The organism is Prevotella sp. BV3P1, from assembly GCF_000479005.1.
In the GTDB taxonomy this organism is placed as follows: Bacteria; Bacteroidota; Bacteroidia; order Bacteroidales; family Bacteroidaceae; genus Prevotella.
Genome location: NZ_AWXC01000034.1, coordinates 25,127 through 42,802, shown reverse-complemented (window position 1 = coordinate 42,802; position 17,676 = coordinate 25,127). Strand labels below are relative to the sequence as shown.

At 48.3% G+C, this 17,676-nt stretch carries 9 protein-coding genes; 6 read left to right on the top strand and 3 right to left on the bottom strand.

Annotation, left to right across the window (positions count from 1 at the left end; genetic code table 11):
• Positions 1-72 precede the first annotated feature (72 nt).
• From HMPREF1254_RS06085 to HMPREF1254_RS06075, 3 genes are all read left to right on the top strand, one after another.
• Positions 73-2,082, top strand: coding sequence for a hypothetical protein (locus HMPREF1254_RS06085; RefSeq protein WP_023057771.1), 2,010 nt, complete (start codon positions 73-75; stop codon positions 2,080-2,082).
• A 13-nt stretch (positions 2,083-2,095) separates the two neighbouring features.
• Entirely contained in the window at positions 2,096-3,961 is a 1,866-nt protein-coding gene (locus HMPREF1254_RS06080) for a family 43 glycosylhydrolase (protein ID WP_023057786.1), read from the top strand.
• Positions 3,962-4,112: 151 nt separating this feature from the next.
• A complete protein-coding gene (locus HMPREF1254_RS06075; RefSeq protein ID WP_051331293.1) occupies positions 4,113-6,197 on the top strand; it encodes a GH92 family glycosyl hydrolase in 2,085 nt (694 codons plus the stop codon).
• Between the two features lie 103 nt (positions 6,198-6,300).
• Here HMPREF1254_RS06075 and HMPREF1254_RS06070 read toward each other — a convergent pair whose 3' ends face one another.
• From HMPREF1254_RS06070 to HMPREF1254_RS06060, 3 genes are all read right to left on the bottom strand, one after another.
• On the bottom strand, positions 6,301-7,461 hold the full coding sequence (locus HMPREF1254_RS06070; RefSeq protein WP_023057761.1) for an efflux RND transporter periplasmic adaptor subunit: 1,161 nt from the start codon (positions 7,459-7,461) through the stop codon (positions 6,301-6,303).
• Positions 7,462-7,464: 3 nt separating this feature from the next.
• Positions 7,465-11,787 (bottom strand): CusA/CzcA family heavy metal efflux RND transporter, encoded by a 4,323-nt coding sequence (locus HMPREF1254_RS06065; protein WP_023057808.1) that lies wholly within the window; start codon positions 11,785-11,787, stop codon positions 7,465-7,467.
• A 274-nt stretch (positions 11,788-12,061) separates the two neighbouring features.
• Positions 12,062-12,478: a hypothetical protein gene (locus HMPREF1254_RS06060; RefSeq protein WP_051331290.1), complete on the bottom strand. Its 417-nt coding sequence runs from the start codon at positions 12,476-12,478 to the stop codon at positions 12,062-12,064.
• 489 nt (positions 12,479-12,967) lie between these two features.
• On the opposite strand from HMPREF1254_RS06060, the gene HMPREF1254_RS06055 reads away from it, so the two are divergent.
• The 3 genes from HMPREF1254_RS06055 to HMPREF1254_RS06045 all read left to right on the top strand — a co-directional run bounded on the left by HMPREF1254_RS06055 (position 12,968) and on the right by HMPREF1254_RS06045 (position 17,422).
• Positions 12,968-13,297: a PadR family transcriptional regulator gene (locus HMPREF1254_RS06055; RefSeq protein ID WP_023057773.1), complete on the top strand. Its 330-nt coding sequence runs from the start codon at positions 12,968-12,970 to the stop codon at positions 13,295-13,297.
• A gap of 27 nt (positions 13,298-13,324) precedes the next feature.
• The gene (locus HMPREF1254_RS06050) at positions 13,325-15,073 is read left to right on the top strand and encodes a PspC domain-containing protein (protein WP_023057795.1); all 1,749 of its coding nucleotides are present in this window, start codon (positions 13,325-13,327) and stop codon (positions 15,071-15,073) included.
• A 213-nt stretch (positions 15,074-15,286) separates the two neighbouring features.
• Positions 15,287-17,422, top strand: a complete 2,136-nt coding sequence (locus tag HMPREF1254_RS06045; protein ID WP_023057790.1) for a TonB-dependent receptor — start codon at positions 15,287-15,289, stop codon at positions 17,420-17,422.
• Positions 17,423-17,676: the final 254 nt, after the last annotated feature.

Genomic DNA, 17,676 nt, shown 5'->3' with positions numbered 1-17,676 from the left:
CTTATAAGTGCGCTGAAATGATTAACTTTGCAACAAGTTAAACTTGTTATTAAACTATTACTAATCATTTTTATGAAGAAATCATTGAAGAGTTTGCTCTTGACCTGTGCCCTTTTGGCATCACAAATGACCTATGCTACAGATGTGGAGAGCCATATCAGTTTGAAACAACCGGGAAACAAGGCCGTTACTTATACCTTAACCGATCGCAATGGGAAGCTAGAAGCCTCTGCTCCATTGCCTTTAACCCTCACCAAGACGGTGAGTCGCAACGGACAAGACGAGGTTATTGCCGTGACTATCCGCGCCAACGAGAAAGTGTATTTCAACTTTGGTGGGGCGGTTAGCACGGGATTCAACACCAACGACTGCGACTTCTACCTGCCGGGATTTTGGTATCATAAGAATTTGCGGTCGCCCAAGGAAGCACCATCCTTCCACACTTCGAAGAGTTGGAACGTTCGGGAAGACCGCTTGTCGTCGCCATTGAGTGGCGCTTTCAACCTGAAATCAGGTCAGGGAATGACTATTTTGCGTCAGTTGGATGAGCCTGCCGAAGCACTAACCACGGCACAAGAAGGTGAGGTTATCGTGTCGGGCAAGACCTCTATCGGCTATGTTGGCTTTGATAACGAGAGCGGAGTAGCCAAGTTGACCTTTGGTTTCCCATACGTGGAAACGCCGAAACGCTATATTCGTAAATTGACCTTGGCACCTGCCATCAAGGCTTTCATGAAGTTGGAAAAGGGTGAGAGCCGCACTCTGACATGGGTTGTGCGCAAGGAGCAGGCTGCCGACTTCAGTGAGTTCTTGACCAACACATGGACAAGCACGTTCGACCGCATGCAACCGAAGCCGCTTCGTGCCTTATATACCGCTGAAGAAATGAAGTCTACCATGAGCAATTACTTCCGCAGGTCGTATGTTTCCAAATATCCTTTGAAGTTTAATTCAGGCATGACGCTACACATCGACCGTTGTACACCGGTAGGTGAGGTTCAGTTGGGCTTCGTGGGTCGCGTGCTGTTGAATGCGTTCAACCAGATAGAATATGGTGAGAAAAACGGACAGGGCGATTTGGTTCGGCAAGGACAGGCCATCTTTGACAGTTATCTCGAGCATGGCTTCACGCAAAATGGCTATCTGCGCGACTTCGTTAACTTCGATCGCGAGGGACTTAACGCCGAGGAGGTGCACTCCATTCGTCAACAGTCTGAGGCGGTTTATGCCATTCTTCATTATCTGAAATACGAAAAGAGCAAAGGACGTAAGCACAAGTCTTGGGAAACAAAGACGCGCGCACTGCTCGACAACCTTATCAAGTTGCAGAAGACGGACGGTCACTTTGCCCGCAAGTTCAACGACGATGGTTCTGATGTAGATGCCAGTGGCGGCAGCACACCGTCGGCCACCTCGACGTTGGTCATGGGATATCGATATTTTGGCAACAAGAACTATCTCAAGTCAGCCAAGCGAACGGTGGACTATGTGGAAAAGAACATCATTGCCCCCGCTGATTATTTCTCATCAACCCTCGACGCCAACTGTGAAGACAAGGAAGCTGCCATCGCCGCCGTCACGGCTACTTACTACCTTGCCATGGTGACCAAAGGCAAAGAACGCCAGCATTATATCGACCTATGTCGCAAAGCTACCTATTTCGCCTTGTCGTGGTATTATCTTTGGGACGTGCCATTTGCCGAAGGTCAGATGCTCGGCGACTTAGGTTTCCGAAGCCGTGGGTGGGGCAATGTGTCGGTAGAAAACAATCATATCGACGTCTTCGTCTTCGAGTTCCCGCACATCATGAAGTGGTTGGGCAAACAGATTAACGAGCCTCGGTTTGGTAGCATGTACGACGTTATCTATTCCTCACTGAATCAACTCTTGCCAACCACCAACCGTATGTGCGGCATTGGCATGGAAGGTTTTTATCCTGAAGTGGTTCAGCACACCGCATGGGACTACGGACGCAATGGCAAAGGATTCTACAACGACATCTTCGCACCGGGCTGGACCGTGGCCTCTCTCTGGGAATTGTATTCTCCTACCCGAACCTCTGATTTCTTGTTGAAAAAGTAATTCCATCCTATTTATGAAGAAGATAAAAACATTTTTATGGATATGGTTGTGCATGACATCAGTCATGCCCATCCATGCTGCGCAGAATGATGCGCAAGTATACCGCAATCCCATTATCGATGTTAGCGTACCCGACCCCACTGTTATTCGTGCAAAGGATGGTTATTTCTATCTTTATGGTACTGAAGACATCCGCAATCTGCCCATCTACCGCTCATCCAACCTTGTAAATTGGTCGTTCGTGGGTACGGCTTTCACGGATGAGACGCGCCCCCAGTGGAATCCGAAAGGGAACATTTGGGCGCCCAGCATCAGTTACATCCATGGCAAGTATGTTCTCCACTACGCCAAATCAGAGTGGGGTGGCGAGTGGACCTGTGGCGTTGGCGTGGCAACAGCCGACAAACCCGAAGGACCTTTCACCGACCATGGTGCCATTCTCATCAGTAAAGAAATAGGTGTGCAAAACAGCATCGACCCTTTCTATTACGAAGACGGAGGGCACAAGTACCTCTTTTGGGGAAGTTTTCGCGGCATTTTTGCCATTGAGCTAACCGATGACGGACTGAAAATCAAGGACGGCGCTCGTAAACAGCAAGTGGCTGGCACCTTTATGGAAGCGGTTTACGTTCATAAGCGTGGCGACTATTATTATTTGTTTGGTTCCGCAGGCAGCTGTTGCGAAGGCAATCGCAGTACCTACCATGTCACGGTTGGCCGCTCTAAGAATCTTTTGGGACCCTATGTCGACAAGCAAGGACGCTCGTTGTTGGACAATCACTACGAGGTGGTGCTGCATGGCAATGAGCTGGTGGCTGGACCTGGACACCATGCCGAGCTGATTTCTGATGACAATGGTGACGACTGGATGCTGTATCACGGCTTCAGTCGCAACGATCCCGATGCCGGACGTAAGGTGTGGCTCGACAAGGTGGAATGGATAGATGGCTGGCCGCACATGCAAGGCAGTCAACCTTCGAAAGTCGCAGCGCGTCCTGTGTTCGACGAAATCACGCTGGCCGACCCTACCATCTTCTTTGATAACGGTACCTATTACCTCTATGGCACATCGCCTGGCCAAGGGTTCGATGTCTACACCTCGAAGGATTTGGAAACGTGGACAGGTCCTGTCGGCGCAAACTACGATGGCATGGCACTGGTCAAGGGCGACGTGTTTGGCACCAAGGGATTTTGGGCTCCACAGGTATTCAAACGCGGTAGCAAGTATTACATGGCCTATACCGCCGATGAGCAAATGGCCATTGCCGAGGCTGATAGCCCACTGGGACCTTTCAAACAAAAGAAAAAACAAATGCTTCCCGCCAAGATGCGTCAGATTGACCCCTTCGTGTTCTTCGACGATGATGGTAAGATTTATCTCTACCATGTACGCCTCATCAACGGCAACCGCATCTTTGTGACCGAAATGAATAAGAACCTCAAGTCGGTCAAAGAGAAGACTGCGCGCGAATGTGTTGCAGCCGAGAACGGATGGGAGGATACTTGGAATGCCGAATGGAAAGTATGTGAAGGCCCAACGGTCGTCAAGATAGATGGAACCTATTACCTGTTCTTCTCTTGTAACGATTTCCGTAATCCCGATTATGCCGTTGGTTATGCCACGGCCAGCTCGCCTTTGGGGCCTTGGACCAAGCACAAAGAACCTCTTATCAGTCCGCGTCTGACGGGTTATAACGGCACGGGCCATGGCGATTTGTTCAAGAATGCGGCCGGCGAGTGGCAGTATGTCTTGCATACTCATCGCAGTACCACCCAGCCGATACCTCGAAAGGTAGCCTTGGTGAAGCTCCGTCATACCGATCGAGGCTTCAGTTTGGTCAACGGTTCGTTCCATTTCCTGAAACAAGATAAACGGTAACGCCGCAAATTCTCATCATCATCTTCGCTCCATCGCAAGATAGAACGGAGTACATTCATAGAAACTTTAATCTATACATCTTATGACCTATACTAAATTGTTCAAATCTTTCATCGTTGTCACGGCGTTTTTGTTGTTACCAGGCCATGGCATGATGGCTCAGTCAAAAGACGTTTCAGCGCAATTGACGCGCTATGTCAATCCTTACATCGGAACGGGTGGACACGGACATGTGTTCCTCGGAGCCAATGTTCCCTTTGGTGCCGTGCAGTTAGGGCCCACACAAATCACCCGTGGGTGGGACTGGTGCTCGGGCTATCATTACAGCGATTCGCTCATCATTGGCTTTGGTCACACCCATTTGAGTGGTACCGGCATTGGCGATTTGGGCGACATTGCCTTCTTGCCAACATTCGATGCCAAGACCTACACCGAGCGTTTCTCGCACGATGGCGAGTATGTGCGTCCCGGTTATTACACTGTTCGCCTAGCCGACAGCAAGATACTGGTGGAGCTAACGGCTACCCAGCGTGCGGGCATGCATCGTTATACCTTCCCGCTTAGCAGTAAAGAGCCTCTCGTGAAGATTAATCTTAAACAAGGCATTGGCTGGGATAAGATGACCAAATGCCAGTTGACGCAGGAAAACAGCACGACGGTGAGTGGTTATCGTTACTCAGAAGGCTGGGCAAAAGACCAGCGCATTTATTTCTTTGCCGAGTTTTCGCAGCCTCTGAAGCTCAAGGAAATGCAAGGCGACAGCGTGGGTGTCTTCTCCGTAGGGCAGAACATGAAGCCTCTGTTGGCGCGTGTTGGCATCTCGGCCGTGAGCGTTGACAATGCCAAAGCCAACCTGCGTGCCGAAATCAAGGACTGGGATTTTGACCGTGTTGTCGACAACGCCGACGCTGCCTGGAACAGAGAACTTGGCAAAATCAAGGTAGAAACCGCCGATCTCAATGACAAAACCATCTTCTACACGGCGCTCTTTCACACCATGACGGCTCCTTCCGTCTTCTCGGATGTCAATGGTGAGTACCGGGGCAGTGACGGTAAAATTCATAAAGGCGACTTTACCAACTACACCACCCTATCGCTTTGGGACACCTATCGCGCGGCTCATCCACTGATGACCATCATCCATCCCGAGAAACAGCGTGACATCGCGCAGACCTTCCTGCACATCTTTGAGCAGCAAGGCAAGCTGCCCGTGTGGCATCTCGTTGGTAACGAAACCGACTGTATGGTGGGCAACCCAGCCATTCCCGTGTTGGCCGATATCGTTCTCAAAGGATTTGACGTGGATAAGCTGGCCGCTTTCAAGGCCATGCGCACCTCTGCCCTGCTCGATGAGCGTTCACTGGACAACCTAAAGAAGTATGGTTACATTCCTTGGAACCGCGATTCTACCTACGAAACGGTTGCCAAGGGTCTGGAATACGCCTTGGCAGACGCCTGCGTGGCCAAGGTGGCCAGACTGGTGGGGGCAAAGAAAGATTACCGTTACTTCATGAAACGCTGTCAGTCGTACAAGTATTACTTTGACAAGAAGACCGGTTTCATGCGCGGTGTGGCCAATGGTAAGTTCCGTGAGCCATTCAATCCGTTCCATTCGTCCCACCGCAACGACGACTATACCGAAGGAAATGCCTGGCAATACACATGGCTCGTGCCTCATGACGTGCCTGGTTTGATTAAACTTTTCGGCGGCAAGCGGAAGTTTGTCACTAAACTTGACTCGCTGTTCACGGTCGTTGGCGACCTCGGTGCCGATGCCTCACCTGACATCTCGGGACTCATTGGCCAATATGCGCATGGCAACGAGCCCAGCCACCACATTATTTATATGTACAACTATGTGAACCAGCACTACAAGACGGCTGAGAAGGTGCGTGAGGTACTGAAAACTATGTACCATAACGACTTTGATGGTCTGAGCGGAAACGAGGATGTTGGACAGATGTCGGCCTGGTACATATTGTCGTCCATGGGTATCTATCAGGTGGAACCCTCTGGTGGGAAGTATATGTTTGGCTCGCCCTTGTTTGACAAGGCTGAGGTGAATGTGGGCCATGGCAAGACGTTTACCATCCTGGCGCATGGCAACAGTCCGAAGAATGTGTATGTCAGCCATATCAAACTCAACGGCAAGCCCTACAATAAGCTGTACATTGATTACAAGGATATCATGGCCGGCGGCACGCTGGAGTTCTTCATGACCGACCGTCGCCCATAAAAATCAACTGCAGTTTTGTTCTTTTGATATTGAAAACATGATGGATGTTTGGTAGCCGGGCAATTTCCTGCCTACCAAACATCCATTCCGTTTCGGTCGTGTTTTATTCCTCTCCCGTCTCGTCTTTCTTCATCTCAGAAAGCAGGTAGTAAGCACCCGACTGCACAATGCGCGAAAGGCGGTCTGCCGGCTCCTTGGTTTCTATGGCCACGAGGTCACCTTCTTCCTTCACTTTCTTGACCATCGTGGGGACAAACTGCCAGTTGCTCCCTTTCTTTGCTGCCGTGAAGATATAGAATTTTCCATCCACTTCGACGATGGCATCAGACGAAACGGCTTTCGTCCTTTCGCTACTTGTCGCAATCTTCGCCTGAACATACATCCCTACAATCAGTCCTGTGTGCTGTCCATCCAAACGAACACGCACATCAACCGTTTGCGTTTCGGCTCTGAAAGTCTTGCCTATGGAGTACACCTTGCCCTTGCAGGCGGTTCCGTCTGCATGAACTATCTTCATTGCTACATCCTGTCCCACCTTGATTTTCGGCACATCACGTTGGAAGACCTGCAATTCTGCATACATGTTGCTGGTGTTGGCAATCTTCATCATGGCCATCTCGGGCGAGACATATTGCCCCGTTTGCACGTTGATTTGTTCCACCGTGCCGTTGATAGGACTGGTCAATGCGATGGCCAGAATTGGCTTTCCCTTGCGAAGGGCAGACGGACTGATACCCAGTTGTTTGAGTTGTGCGGCAAGCATCTGCACCTGACCGCTCACAGTTTGCAGCTCCGACTTCGTGCGGTCGTAGTCTTTGCCGGCTCCTACGCCTTCGTTCAGCATCATGGTCTGTCGGTCAAACTCCTTTTTCAGGTATCTCTGTCGGTTCAATGCCGAGAAATAATCCGTCTGAAGGTTTACCAAATCAGGATGAGACAGATAGGCCACCACCATTCCTTTGGACACAGCTTGCCCTTCATGAACTAATATTTGTTTGACGTTACCGCCCATTTGCGGGGTTATGGTTGCCTCGCTCTGGGGGTCAACGGCCAGCTTTCCATTGACATCCACGCTGCCGATGAGCATCGTGTCGACGACACTTGCCACCTTGATGCCCAGTTCTTTCACCTGTTCATCGGTGAGTTCTACCTTTGTCATGCTGTCCGATGACTTTTTTTCTTGTTCGCCAGCGTCCTTAGTTTGCTTGCCGCAAGCTGCCAAAAGGACGATGAGCGAAAGGATGAGATATGCTTTTGTTTTCATTTTTTAAATGGTTGGATATTGTAAATTGATGATTGTGTTGATGAATTCTTCGTATGCTTTCCAATAATCAAGCTCGGTTTGCACGGCATCACCCATGGTCTGAATGAATCCAATGTAATCGGTTGCGCCCAGTTTGTACGCAGAAGACGCACCACGTTGCTGCGCCCTGGCCGTGGGAAGAGCTGTTTCTCGGTAATATTGCAGTTTGTGAAGCCACTTCTGATACGCTGTCTGCAAGCGTGCTTGGTTGTCACCCAGTTGCTTTTTTAGCAAGTCAAACTGCGTGTTTTCGATGTCCCTGTCCAGGGCGGCAGCCTTTTGTCGGGCCTTGTACGAACGTCTGAACAGCGGAACACTCACACCAACGTCGAATGTCCAGTAGCCGTTTTTGTCGCCAATGCGCTGTGTACCACCCTCCACGAAGAATGCCGGAAGCCCTTTGGACCTTTCCAGTCGGATGTTTTCTTCGGCCAATTTGACCCTCTCCGACTGACAAGTCAATACGGGATTTGCACTGCCTGCGACCTCTCCAAGCGTCTCGTCTGGAGCCGTAGTGGGTTCATAAAGTCCCTCTCCCAGCCACCGTGACAAGGCCTTCAGTGCCACTTGGTAATCAAACACCGACTGCTTGAAGTTTTCTTTGGTTTCAACAGCCTTCTTCTTAGCGGCCAGATAAGCCAGCTTCGACGTTTCCCTGGCCTCGTAACGCACTTTCGCCGCATGCTCAAAGTTCTGGTAGATAGAATCTATCATGGCATGCACGTTCATCCTTTGCCTTAGAATATAAGCCTGCGCATAATCGCGGTAAACGGCTTTGCGCAATTGATGTTCGGTGAGATTCATCTCCGCACGAGCCACATTCACCTGTTGGCGCTGGGTGCGCACGCGCTGTCTGTTCCCCAGTACGTCAATGTTTTGCCTGACAGACAGCAGGGTAAAGGTGGCGTCGTTGCCTCTTCCAAGCTCTTCTACCCCTGCCGACAACTCAGTAAGCCCCACCTCGCTTACGCCCTTGACCATGGCCTCTTCACGACTGACACCCATCCGTGCCACACGAATGCTTGGGTGATATTGCTCAGCCAGCTGCAGGGCTTGTTGCAAATTCACTGGCTGTTGGGCCTGCATACCGCATGGTACCAGCAGTGTCAGCATTAGGGCAAAGGCCGCTTTGGGTATCCTACTGGCAGTTTTTCGCTGCGCTTTCTCTTCCAAGGCGTACAATAAAGGAACGACAAGCAAGGTAAGTAGCGTAGCCGTGAACAGTCCGCCAATGACCACAGTGGCCAAAGGTCGCTGCACTTCAGCACCTGCCGACCCCGACACTGCCATGGGCAGGAAGCCCAACATGGCGGCCGTAGCCGTGAGAAGGATAGGGCGGATGCGCTCTTGCGTACCCTTGATGATTCTGCGGTTGATGTTGTTCATACCTTCTTTCTTTAACGAGTTGAAACGATTGATGAGTACCAGACCGTTGAGTACGGCCACTCCGAAGAGGACGATGAAGCCCACTCCGGCCGAGATGGAGAAGGGCATGCCGCGCAACAGCAAGGCCAATACGCCGCCGACTGTGGCCAGCGGAACCGCCATGTAAATCATGAGGCTCTGCTTGAGCGATTTCAAGGCGAAATAAAGTAGCACGAAAATCAGGAGCAGGGCGATGGGCAAGACAATCATCAAGCGATTCTTGGCCTCCTGAAGTTTCTGGAATTCACCGCCATACGCCAGCCGATAGCCAGCCGGCAGGCGCAGTTGCTGATCGAGTTTGTCCTGTATCTCATCCACAACCGACTGCACATCCCGTCCTCTGACGTTCACGCCGACATAGATGTTGCGCGAGGTTTGTTCGCGGGAAATCTGCATGGGTCCCGACTCATAATCGATTTTTGCCACCTCGCTCAAGGGTATCTGTGCCCCGCTGGGCAGCGGTATGTATAGTTGGCGCAGGTCATCGATACTCTTCCGGTAAGCGTCAGAGAGCCTGATGACAAGGTCAAAACGTTTCTCACCCTCAAACACCGACCCTGCCGAACTTCCGGCAAATGCGCTGCTGACATAGGCATTGAGGTCATCTATGTGCAAACCGTATTGCGCCACCCGCTGTCTGTCGTACTTCACCGTGATCTGCGGCAGTCCGTCCGTGCGCTCAAGGGTCACGTCTTCGGCTCCCTCTATCCTACTGATGATGCTCACCATCCGCTCACCCAGTTCGCCGAGCTTGTCGAGATCGTCGCCATAAAGTTTCACGGCCACATCCTCGCGCACACCCGTGAGCAGCTCGTTGAAACGGAGGGCTACCGGTTGTGAGAACGAGAAGTTGAGCCCCGGCAGGATTTGCAATTTATCCTTAATCTTTTCTATCAATTCTTCTTTTGTCTTGGCCGATGTCCATTTGCTACGATCCTTTTCCAGAATGATGAAGCTGTCCGTGTAGTCGAACCCCATCGGATCGGTGGGTATGTCGGCCACCCCAATGCGAGCGCATACGGTTTTGATTTCCGGAAAACTCTGAAGCAGCAGGCGTTCCACCTCTTCCTCTCGCTTGATGGTTTCCGAGAGCGAACTGCCGGGGCGGAGGAAGGTTTGCATGGCGATGTCGCCCTCATCGAGTTCTGGCACAAATTCGCCTCCCATCCGTGTGAAAGCGAATGCGGCAGCCAGAAACAAAGCAGCGGCAGAAACAAGCACCATCTTTTTATGACGCAGGGCATACAACAGCAGCGGGTGATAAACATGTATGATGCGCCCCGTCACACGGTTGCCCACGCGCTGCAAGCTGCGTTCCATCCGCGCCATCCTTCCGCCCTGATGGCTCAGTGGACGAATTAGCAAAGATGAAATCATCGGCACATACGTCAGACACAGAATGATGGCTCCCAGTACGGCGAACGAGAAGGTGTAGGCCATGGGGGAGAACATTTTTCCGCTGACGCCAGAGAGAAAGATGATGGGGGTGAACACGATGAGGATAATCAGCTGACCGAAGAAGGCCGAATGCATCATCGAAGAGGCGGCCTCGAAGGCGACAGCGTTCATGCCGCCCCGTCCCAGTTGGCTGTACTTCTTGATTCTTTTCTCCATTTCGAACACCGTGCCTTCTACGATAATCACCGCTCCATCGACGATAATTCCAAAGTCGATGGCCCCCAGACTCATCAAGTTGGCGCTCACACCGAAGAGCCGCATCATGATGAGGGCGAACAGTAAGGACAGCGGAATGACCGATGCGGCAATGACACCTCCGCGCAAACTTCCCAACAACAGCACCAACACGAATATCACGATGAGCGCTCCTTCTGTCAAATTGCGCGCGATGGTGCTCGTTGTTCGCTCGATAAGGTCAGACCGATCGAGGAAAGGTTTGATGTCGATGCCGTCGGGCAGCGACTTTCTGACGCTCTCCATGCGCTCCTTCACCGCCCTGACCACCTTGTCAGAGTTGGCACCCTTGAGCATCATGATCATGCCCCCGACGGCCTCATGACCGTCTTGCGTGAAAGCACCGTACCTCACTTGCGAGCCAAAGCCCACCTTGTCGGCTACGTCGCGCACGAGAACAGGGGTGCCGTTGACATTCTTCACCACGATGTTCTCAATGTCGTCAACCGACTTCACCAGTCCTTCGCCCCGGATGAAACTGGCCATGTGGTCACGCTCTATGTAGGCGCCGCCCGTGTTGACGTTATTTTTTCTCAGGGCTTCGTACACCTCGCCCACGCTCACGCGCATGGCGTTGAGCCGCTGGGGGTTGAGGGCCACCTCGTATTGCTTGATGCTTCCGCCAAACGAGTTGACCTCCACCACGCCCGGAATCATGGACAGCTGGCGCTTCACAATCCAGTCTTGAATGGTGCGCAGCTCCTGCGTACTGTAACGGGCGGTGTCTTTGGGAACAAGGGTGTACTGTAAAATCTCGCCCAGTCCCGTGCTGATGGGGCCCATCTCGGGCGTTCCGAAGCCTTTCGGGATGTCCTCGCGCACATCTTCCAGCTTCTCTTGCACCAGCTGGCGGGGCAGGTAGGTGCCCATGCCGTCTTTGAAAACGATGGTAACAACAGACAGGCCAAAGCGTGAGATGGAACGGATGTCTTCAACGCCGGGCAGGTTAGACATGGCCAACTCCACGGGATAGGTAACGAACTGCTCGATGTCGGCCGTCGAAAGATTTTCAGAAACCGTGATGACCTGCACCTGGTTGTTTGTGATGTCGGGCGTGGAGTCTACGTTGATGGTTCGCAATGAATACACTCCGCCGCCGATGATGGCCGCCAACAGGAGTACCACCAGAAATTTATGTTGAATGGAAAAATAGATAATCTTGTTAATCATAACCTTGGTATGAACGTGTACGACTTACTGCGGAACAGTTGTTGACAACTGCTCTGCCGCTCGATAAAAACAATGGGTTATGGGCGGTTCTATAAATTAGCTTTGACAGATTGTGAGACTATTTTTGAGGTCAATTTGTTCGTGAGTGAAGGAGTATAGCGAGCTATACGACTGAACGAACAAGCAAATTGAACCAAAAAGAGTCCACAAGATGACAAAACGTAAAAAGACTGACGTAAAAAAAACTTTACGGTGGTAATTTATAGAACAGCCCTTATGATAAGGTGGGAGGTCCCCTTCGTCCACTTGAGGCTACATGCGCCTCAAGCAATCGGGCGATGGGTTCGGATGTTTCGCTAACTGGCGAAACTTCCAGCACATGCGGGTGCGTGTCGGCAGCGTGGGTGCACAGCCAATGAGGTTGCTGCCGCACCACTTGTATGACGGGCTGCGCATGCTCGTCGTCCTTGACAATGTGCCTGATTTGCTCTACGGGACAGTTGTCCGCCTGCGTTTCCTGTCCGGAAGACTGATGGTGAGTGTGACGGTCATTGATTTGGCCGTCTGTCTCGCACATCTCTTCCACGAAACAAACGTTGCTCAGGTGGTGATGATGAGGCACGGCCAAAACCAGCAACACCATGAGCATTGCCAGCCAAAGACTTACTATGAGCACTTTTCCCCTCATCATGATGCAAAGGTAGCAAAAGATTGTTGCAACTTGGTTGCAAAGTGCGCATCAACCTATTTTTTCAATTGCATTGAGTTTGAACGCCAAAGTCATGTGAATTGGACACCAAAGTCAATGACTTTGGGTGCCAATATCATTGACTTTGGTTTTCAAGGTAAATGCGCTTGTGTACCCATCTTATACAGTTCATCACCGAATGTTCTGATTGTCAGCACACTAACCGTTCTCCTGGCCATAAGAAACAGGCTTTTCCACCACCACTTTCGCATAACACGGCGATTTTGTTTAAGGCTATTGGGGTTGGACAACAAATGATTGTTTTTGCTAACAAGCAACCGTTTTAATGGAAGAGCTGTGACCGCTGAATAAATATTCACTACGCCTTTTCGGTTAAATAAAGTTAATATAATAATTACTTATAGTACTATGTTTTGCAAGGTACTTATATTTTACCTACTTTTGTGACATCAACTTGAAAAATTGATGATTATGAATGTAGACAATGTGAAATCGCAAATGCGCAAGGGAATGCTGGAATACTGCATTTTATTGTTGCTGGAAAAGCAGTCGGCCTACACGTCGGACATCATTCAGCGGCTCAAGGAGGCCGAACTGCTGGTGGTGGAGGGAACGCTATACCCGCTGCTTACGCGACTGAAAAACGACCACTTGCTGAGTTACAAATGGCAGGAAAGCACGCAGGGGCCTCCGCGAAAATACTATATGCTCACCGACAAAGGGGCGGTTTTCCTCCGCGAATTGGACAAGGCGTGGGGTGAGATTGCCGCCACCGTCAACTACCTGAAACAACCTAAGTAAGTTCTATTTATTATTCAACCAGTCATTATGAAAAAGAATATCACCATCAATATGTTAGGCAGGCTTTACGCCATCGATGAAGACGCCTACGGACTGTTGCAACAATATATCGACACGCTGCGCAGCTATTTTGCGCATAAGCCCGATGGAAAAGAGATTGCCGACGACATCGAGGCCCGCATCGCTGAACTGTTTGACGACCTGAAGGCACAAGGTGTTGAGGCTATCAACATCCAGCACGTGCAGAACATCATCACACGAATCGGAGATCCCAAAGAAATGTTCGAAGATGAACCCCAAGACGAGGAGGCGGCAGTGCAAGAGGAGGAGCAGGCAGAGGAAAAGAATATGGGCAACCGACTGAAGGAAGAAGTAGTGGCGTATTTCGAACGATTGAGAAAATCGGGCAAACGTCTTTACCGAGACCCCACCGACAAGAAGATAACCGGACTGCTGGCTGGGTGTGCCCGCTACTTTGGTGGCGACCCCTTGTGGTGGCGACTGGCTTGCGTGTTGCTCGTATTTATCACTTTTAATACATCATTGTCTTCTGGCATGTTCTTCCATGTAACGCCATTCACATGGACACCGCTCTGGCTGGTAATCATCTATTTCATGATTTCGATCATCACACCTGTTGCACAGAATCCCGAAGACCGACTGAAAATGAAAGGCAAGGATGTGACACCACAAAACCTGGCGCAGGAAGTGACCGAAGAACACATTCAGGCCGACACCCCTCAACCTCGCCAGAGTGGAGCGTCGGGATGCGTAGCTGGTTTTTTCAAGATTATCCTGCTGCTGATAAAAGGCGTATTTATTCTTGCTTGTATTGTTGCCGGACTGGTTTTGGTGGCTGCATTGGCCACCCTCATCGTGCTGCTGACCATGCCCGATTTGTTTGGCGACATTGAGTTTGCGAAGCTCTATTCACATGCGGTTAGTCCGTCATTGAGCATCGTGTGTGTTGCGGGTATGGCAGGAGTGCTTTTCATTCCCCTTTATTGTGGCATCCACGCAATACTTAGCAACACTAAGAAACTCACGCCGATGGGCTCTCCACAACGACTGATGTGGGCGGGACTATGGACCGTGAGCCTCATTGTGGCCATCGTCAGTGGTATCGCCATTGGCGCAAGAATGACTATTGCCGAGGAGAAACTGGATGATATAAGGCACGAGGCCTACATCAAGGAGAACACCCACAATGGCGTATTCATCAACGAAACCGATTGGGATTTCCTGAATCAGGGCGGATGGTATCTGCTGGTTGCTCCGTCAAATCGTGAGGACCACTACACTTCAAGTGGAGAATATTATACTGGCAACCAGGGTATGCGCTATCTGAGCGGATACTCTGAATGGGGGTTGAGCTATCAAGTGGAGCGTGAGAAAACTGATGTGACTCCAGGCATATATACCTTGAGCGTGGCCGCTCGCACCAATGGCAAGGGGGCTTATGTATATGCTATTGCCGACGGACGTAAATATACAGTGGAGATACCAGCCAATGGTAATACAGGCGGGAATATCTGGGCAGAGGCCAAACGTAGGTTGAGCATCGCAGACTCGCTGTCATCCGATCCGGACAGGACCTATTATCAGAATATCGTTGACGCTAACGACGGCAATGGATATGGATGGAACCGCATAGAAATCAATAATATACGCAGTACCACAGGCTCCATTCGCTACGGCGTTTCCACAAAATCGAGCTTCACTGGCACCACGTTCGCAGGGCAATGGGTATCAGCAGCAGACTTTAACCTGAAATAGAAAGGGCAATTAAGTTTGTTTTTGCGAACAACAGTGTGGATGTTAGTGTGAAGGGTGGCTTATATTGACTATTTACTAAGAGTTGATGAAAATTCATGATTTTTAGGTATTGTAATACTTTTATTTATTTAATACCTTTGCAAAATGATTTAGTGATTCATCAAATACATTAAAATGAATCGCTTAATATAGTATTTACAAATATTATTTCACATGAAGAAAAAATTTTACTTAATTCTTAGTATGCTTATTACGACGTATGCATTTGGTAATGCCAAAGAGCATATTAAGACAGATTCAACGTATCTTTTAAAGGAAGTCGTTATAAACACTACACGTATCCCTGAAATAAAGTCTAATGCTGCTGCAACTGTAACAATTATAGATCAAAAGCAAATTGCAGCAATGAGTAAAGCTGAACCTGATTTATCTCACCTTTTAGGTTTACTCACTCCAAGCATGGCGTTAGCAAGCAATACAACAAGTTCACGCTCACAAACTCTTCGAGGCAGGGGTGCTCTCATATTAATAGACGGGATTCCACAATCCACTCCATTAAGATCTACAGACCGAGATATACGCTCTATAGATGTCTCTGCTATTGATCACATTGAAATAGTAAAGGGTTCGACTGCATTATACGGAAATGGTGCTATCGGTGGTGTGATAAACATTATCACAAAAAAGAATACAAAGAACAAAAAAATTGCAGGTGAGTCTTCTCTCTCAGGTTCAACTTATAATTTCTATCATGGAACACAAGGAATGGGCTATCGTGTTAACCAACAACTTTATGGTTCTATAGATAAGTTAAACTATCTTGTTAGTGGTTCTCTTGTAAAAACAGGTAGTAGTATTGATGGTTCTGGTGAATATATCTCTCCACGCTATGGGTTAGGTGATACTTATACGTCAAATGCTCTTATTAAATTAGGCTACGCATTATCAGCCAAAAATAAAATAGAATTTATGTATAATTTCTATCGGAGCTTGCAGCATACTGCTCTTGTTCAAAAAAAAGGAGAATATCTAAAGAGTCCAGCTATAGGTATCTTCGGTGAAAAAGACCCACAGGCTGTCGATGAAGGTACACCTTACAATCATAATGCGTATCTAAAATTTTCCTCTCGTAAATTATTTTCAAATACAGATTTTGAAGCGTCCATATATGGTACAAGTTTATATACAATATTTGATTTCAGAAAACATAACCCGAAAAAACCACGCTGGGAAGAAAAAAGTGGACAAGCTACCATCAAAGATCAAAAGATTGGTTTCCGTTCTCAATTTAATACATTCTTGTCAATATCTGACAATCTCTTCACTCGTCTTACTTATGGATATGATTATCTTTTAGATAAAACCTCTCAGCCACTTGTAGATGGACGTTATTGGGTTCCTAATCTTCAGAGTAGTAATCATGCTCCATTCTTGCAAACAAAGACAACTCTTTGGGAATGTCTTAATGTAAAATTAGGAGGACGTTATGACGTTATAGATGTCAACGTACCTGATTACGATATATTGCGTACAAAACTCAGCAGTCCTGAAGTACATGTTAAGGGAGGTAAACTAAAATATGATAATTTCTCATTTAATGCAGGTATATCTTTCAATAAGTTGTCAATATTTCAACCTTTCGTTGCTTTTTCGCAAGGTTTTTCTATTTTTGATTTAGGGCGGACGCTGCGTGCAGCTAAAGAAGACGTTTTATCCAAGATTATTACTGAGCCAGTAAAGACAAATAACTTTGAATTAGGTGTATACTCTGATATCAATCATAGGTTACAGCTAAATGGATCTGTTTTTTATACTTATTCAAAGTTGGGAAGCGATCTTAAAATTGATGAAGCTGGTTTTTGGGTAGTCAACCGTACACCTCAAAAGGTATATGGAATGGAATTGAATGCAGATGCGCAAATATTAAATAACTTAAAAGCAGGTGTTAATTTCACATGGTTTGAGGGGAAGCTCAAGTCTACTTCAGACAAATGGGATACTTATATGTCTAACATATCTATCCCTGCAGCCAAGTTTGCTATGTATATTGATTATGCTCCCGTTAAGAATATGTATATGCAGCTACATTACGTTCATACAGGAGACCGTAACCGCTTTAACACCACAGATAAAGGTAAATATAACGAGGGAGAAGGAAAAGTTAGTAGTATAAATTTACTCAACTTTTCAGCAGGAATAAGTTTAAAGGATTGGGAACTTAATTTAGGTATCTCAAACTTGCTTAATAATACTTATTATACGCCAGCTTCTATGTTGATGGCAAGAGATGCAGAGTATGCGCATGCTGATGGACGTAAGATAACATTAACTGCTACATTTAAGTATTAGAAACTGAGGTCATAATGATGACCAGCATTAAATATATATTGGGAGTTCTACAACAATGTTCTCAAACAACTTGTTCAAAAAGCTCATTTTTTTTGATACAAATTAGAGGAATATAATTCATAAGAATTTCGTACTAATAATATTATAATAATGAGTCAAGATGGAGCGCCAATGCTCCATTGCAATAAGTACGAAATTATAATATTGAAACAAACCCTCTCCTAAAAGATAGAAAGAGCCATATCAACACTCGA

Bases quoted from the DNA above. Each gene is read 5' to 3' on its own strand.
- HMPREF1254_RS06085 (WP_023057771.1), top strand. From the start codon at position 73: ATGAAGAAATCATTGAAGAGTTTGCTCTTGACCTGTGCCCTTTTGGCA.
- HMPREF1254_RS06080 (WP_023057786.1), top strand. From the start codon at position 2,096: ATGAAGAAGATAAAAACATTTTTATGGATATGGTTGTGCATGACATCA.
- HMPREF1254_RS06075 (WP_051331293.1), top strand. From the start codon at position 4,113: ATGATGGCTCAGTCAAAAGACGTTTCAGCGCAATTGACGCGCTATGTC.
- HMPREF1254_RS06070 (WP_023057761.1), bottom strand. From the start codon at position 7,461: ATGAAAACAAAAGCATATCTCATCCTTTCGCTCATCGTCCTTTTGGCA.
- HMPREF1254_RS06065 (WP_023057808.1), bottom strand. From the start codon at position 11,787: ATGATTAACAAGATTATCTATTTTTCCATTCAACATAAATTTCTGGTG.
- HMPREF1254_RS06060 (WP_051331290.1), bottom strand. From the start codon at position 12,478: ATGATGAGGGGAAAAGTGCTCATAGTAAGTCTTTGGCTGGCAATGCTC.
- HMPREF1254_RS06055 (WP_023057773.1), top strand. From the start codon at position 12,968: ATGAATGTAGACAATGTGAAATCGCAAATGCGCAAGGGAATGCTGGAA.
- HMPREF1254_RS06050 (WP_023057795.1), top strand. From the start codon at position 13,325: ATGAAAAAGAATATCACCATCAATATGTTAGGCAGGCTTTACGCCATC.
- HMPREF1254_RS06045 (WP_023057790.1), top strand. From the start codon at position 15,287: ATGAAGAAAAAATTTTACTTAATTCTTAGTATGCTTATTACGACGTAT.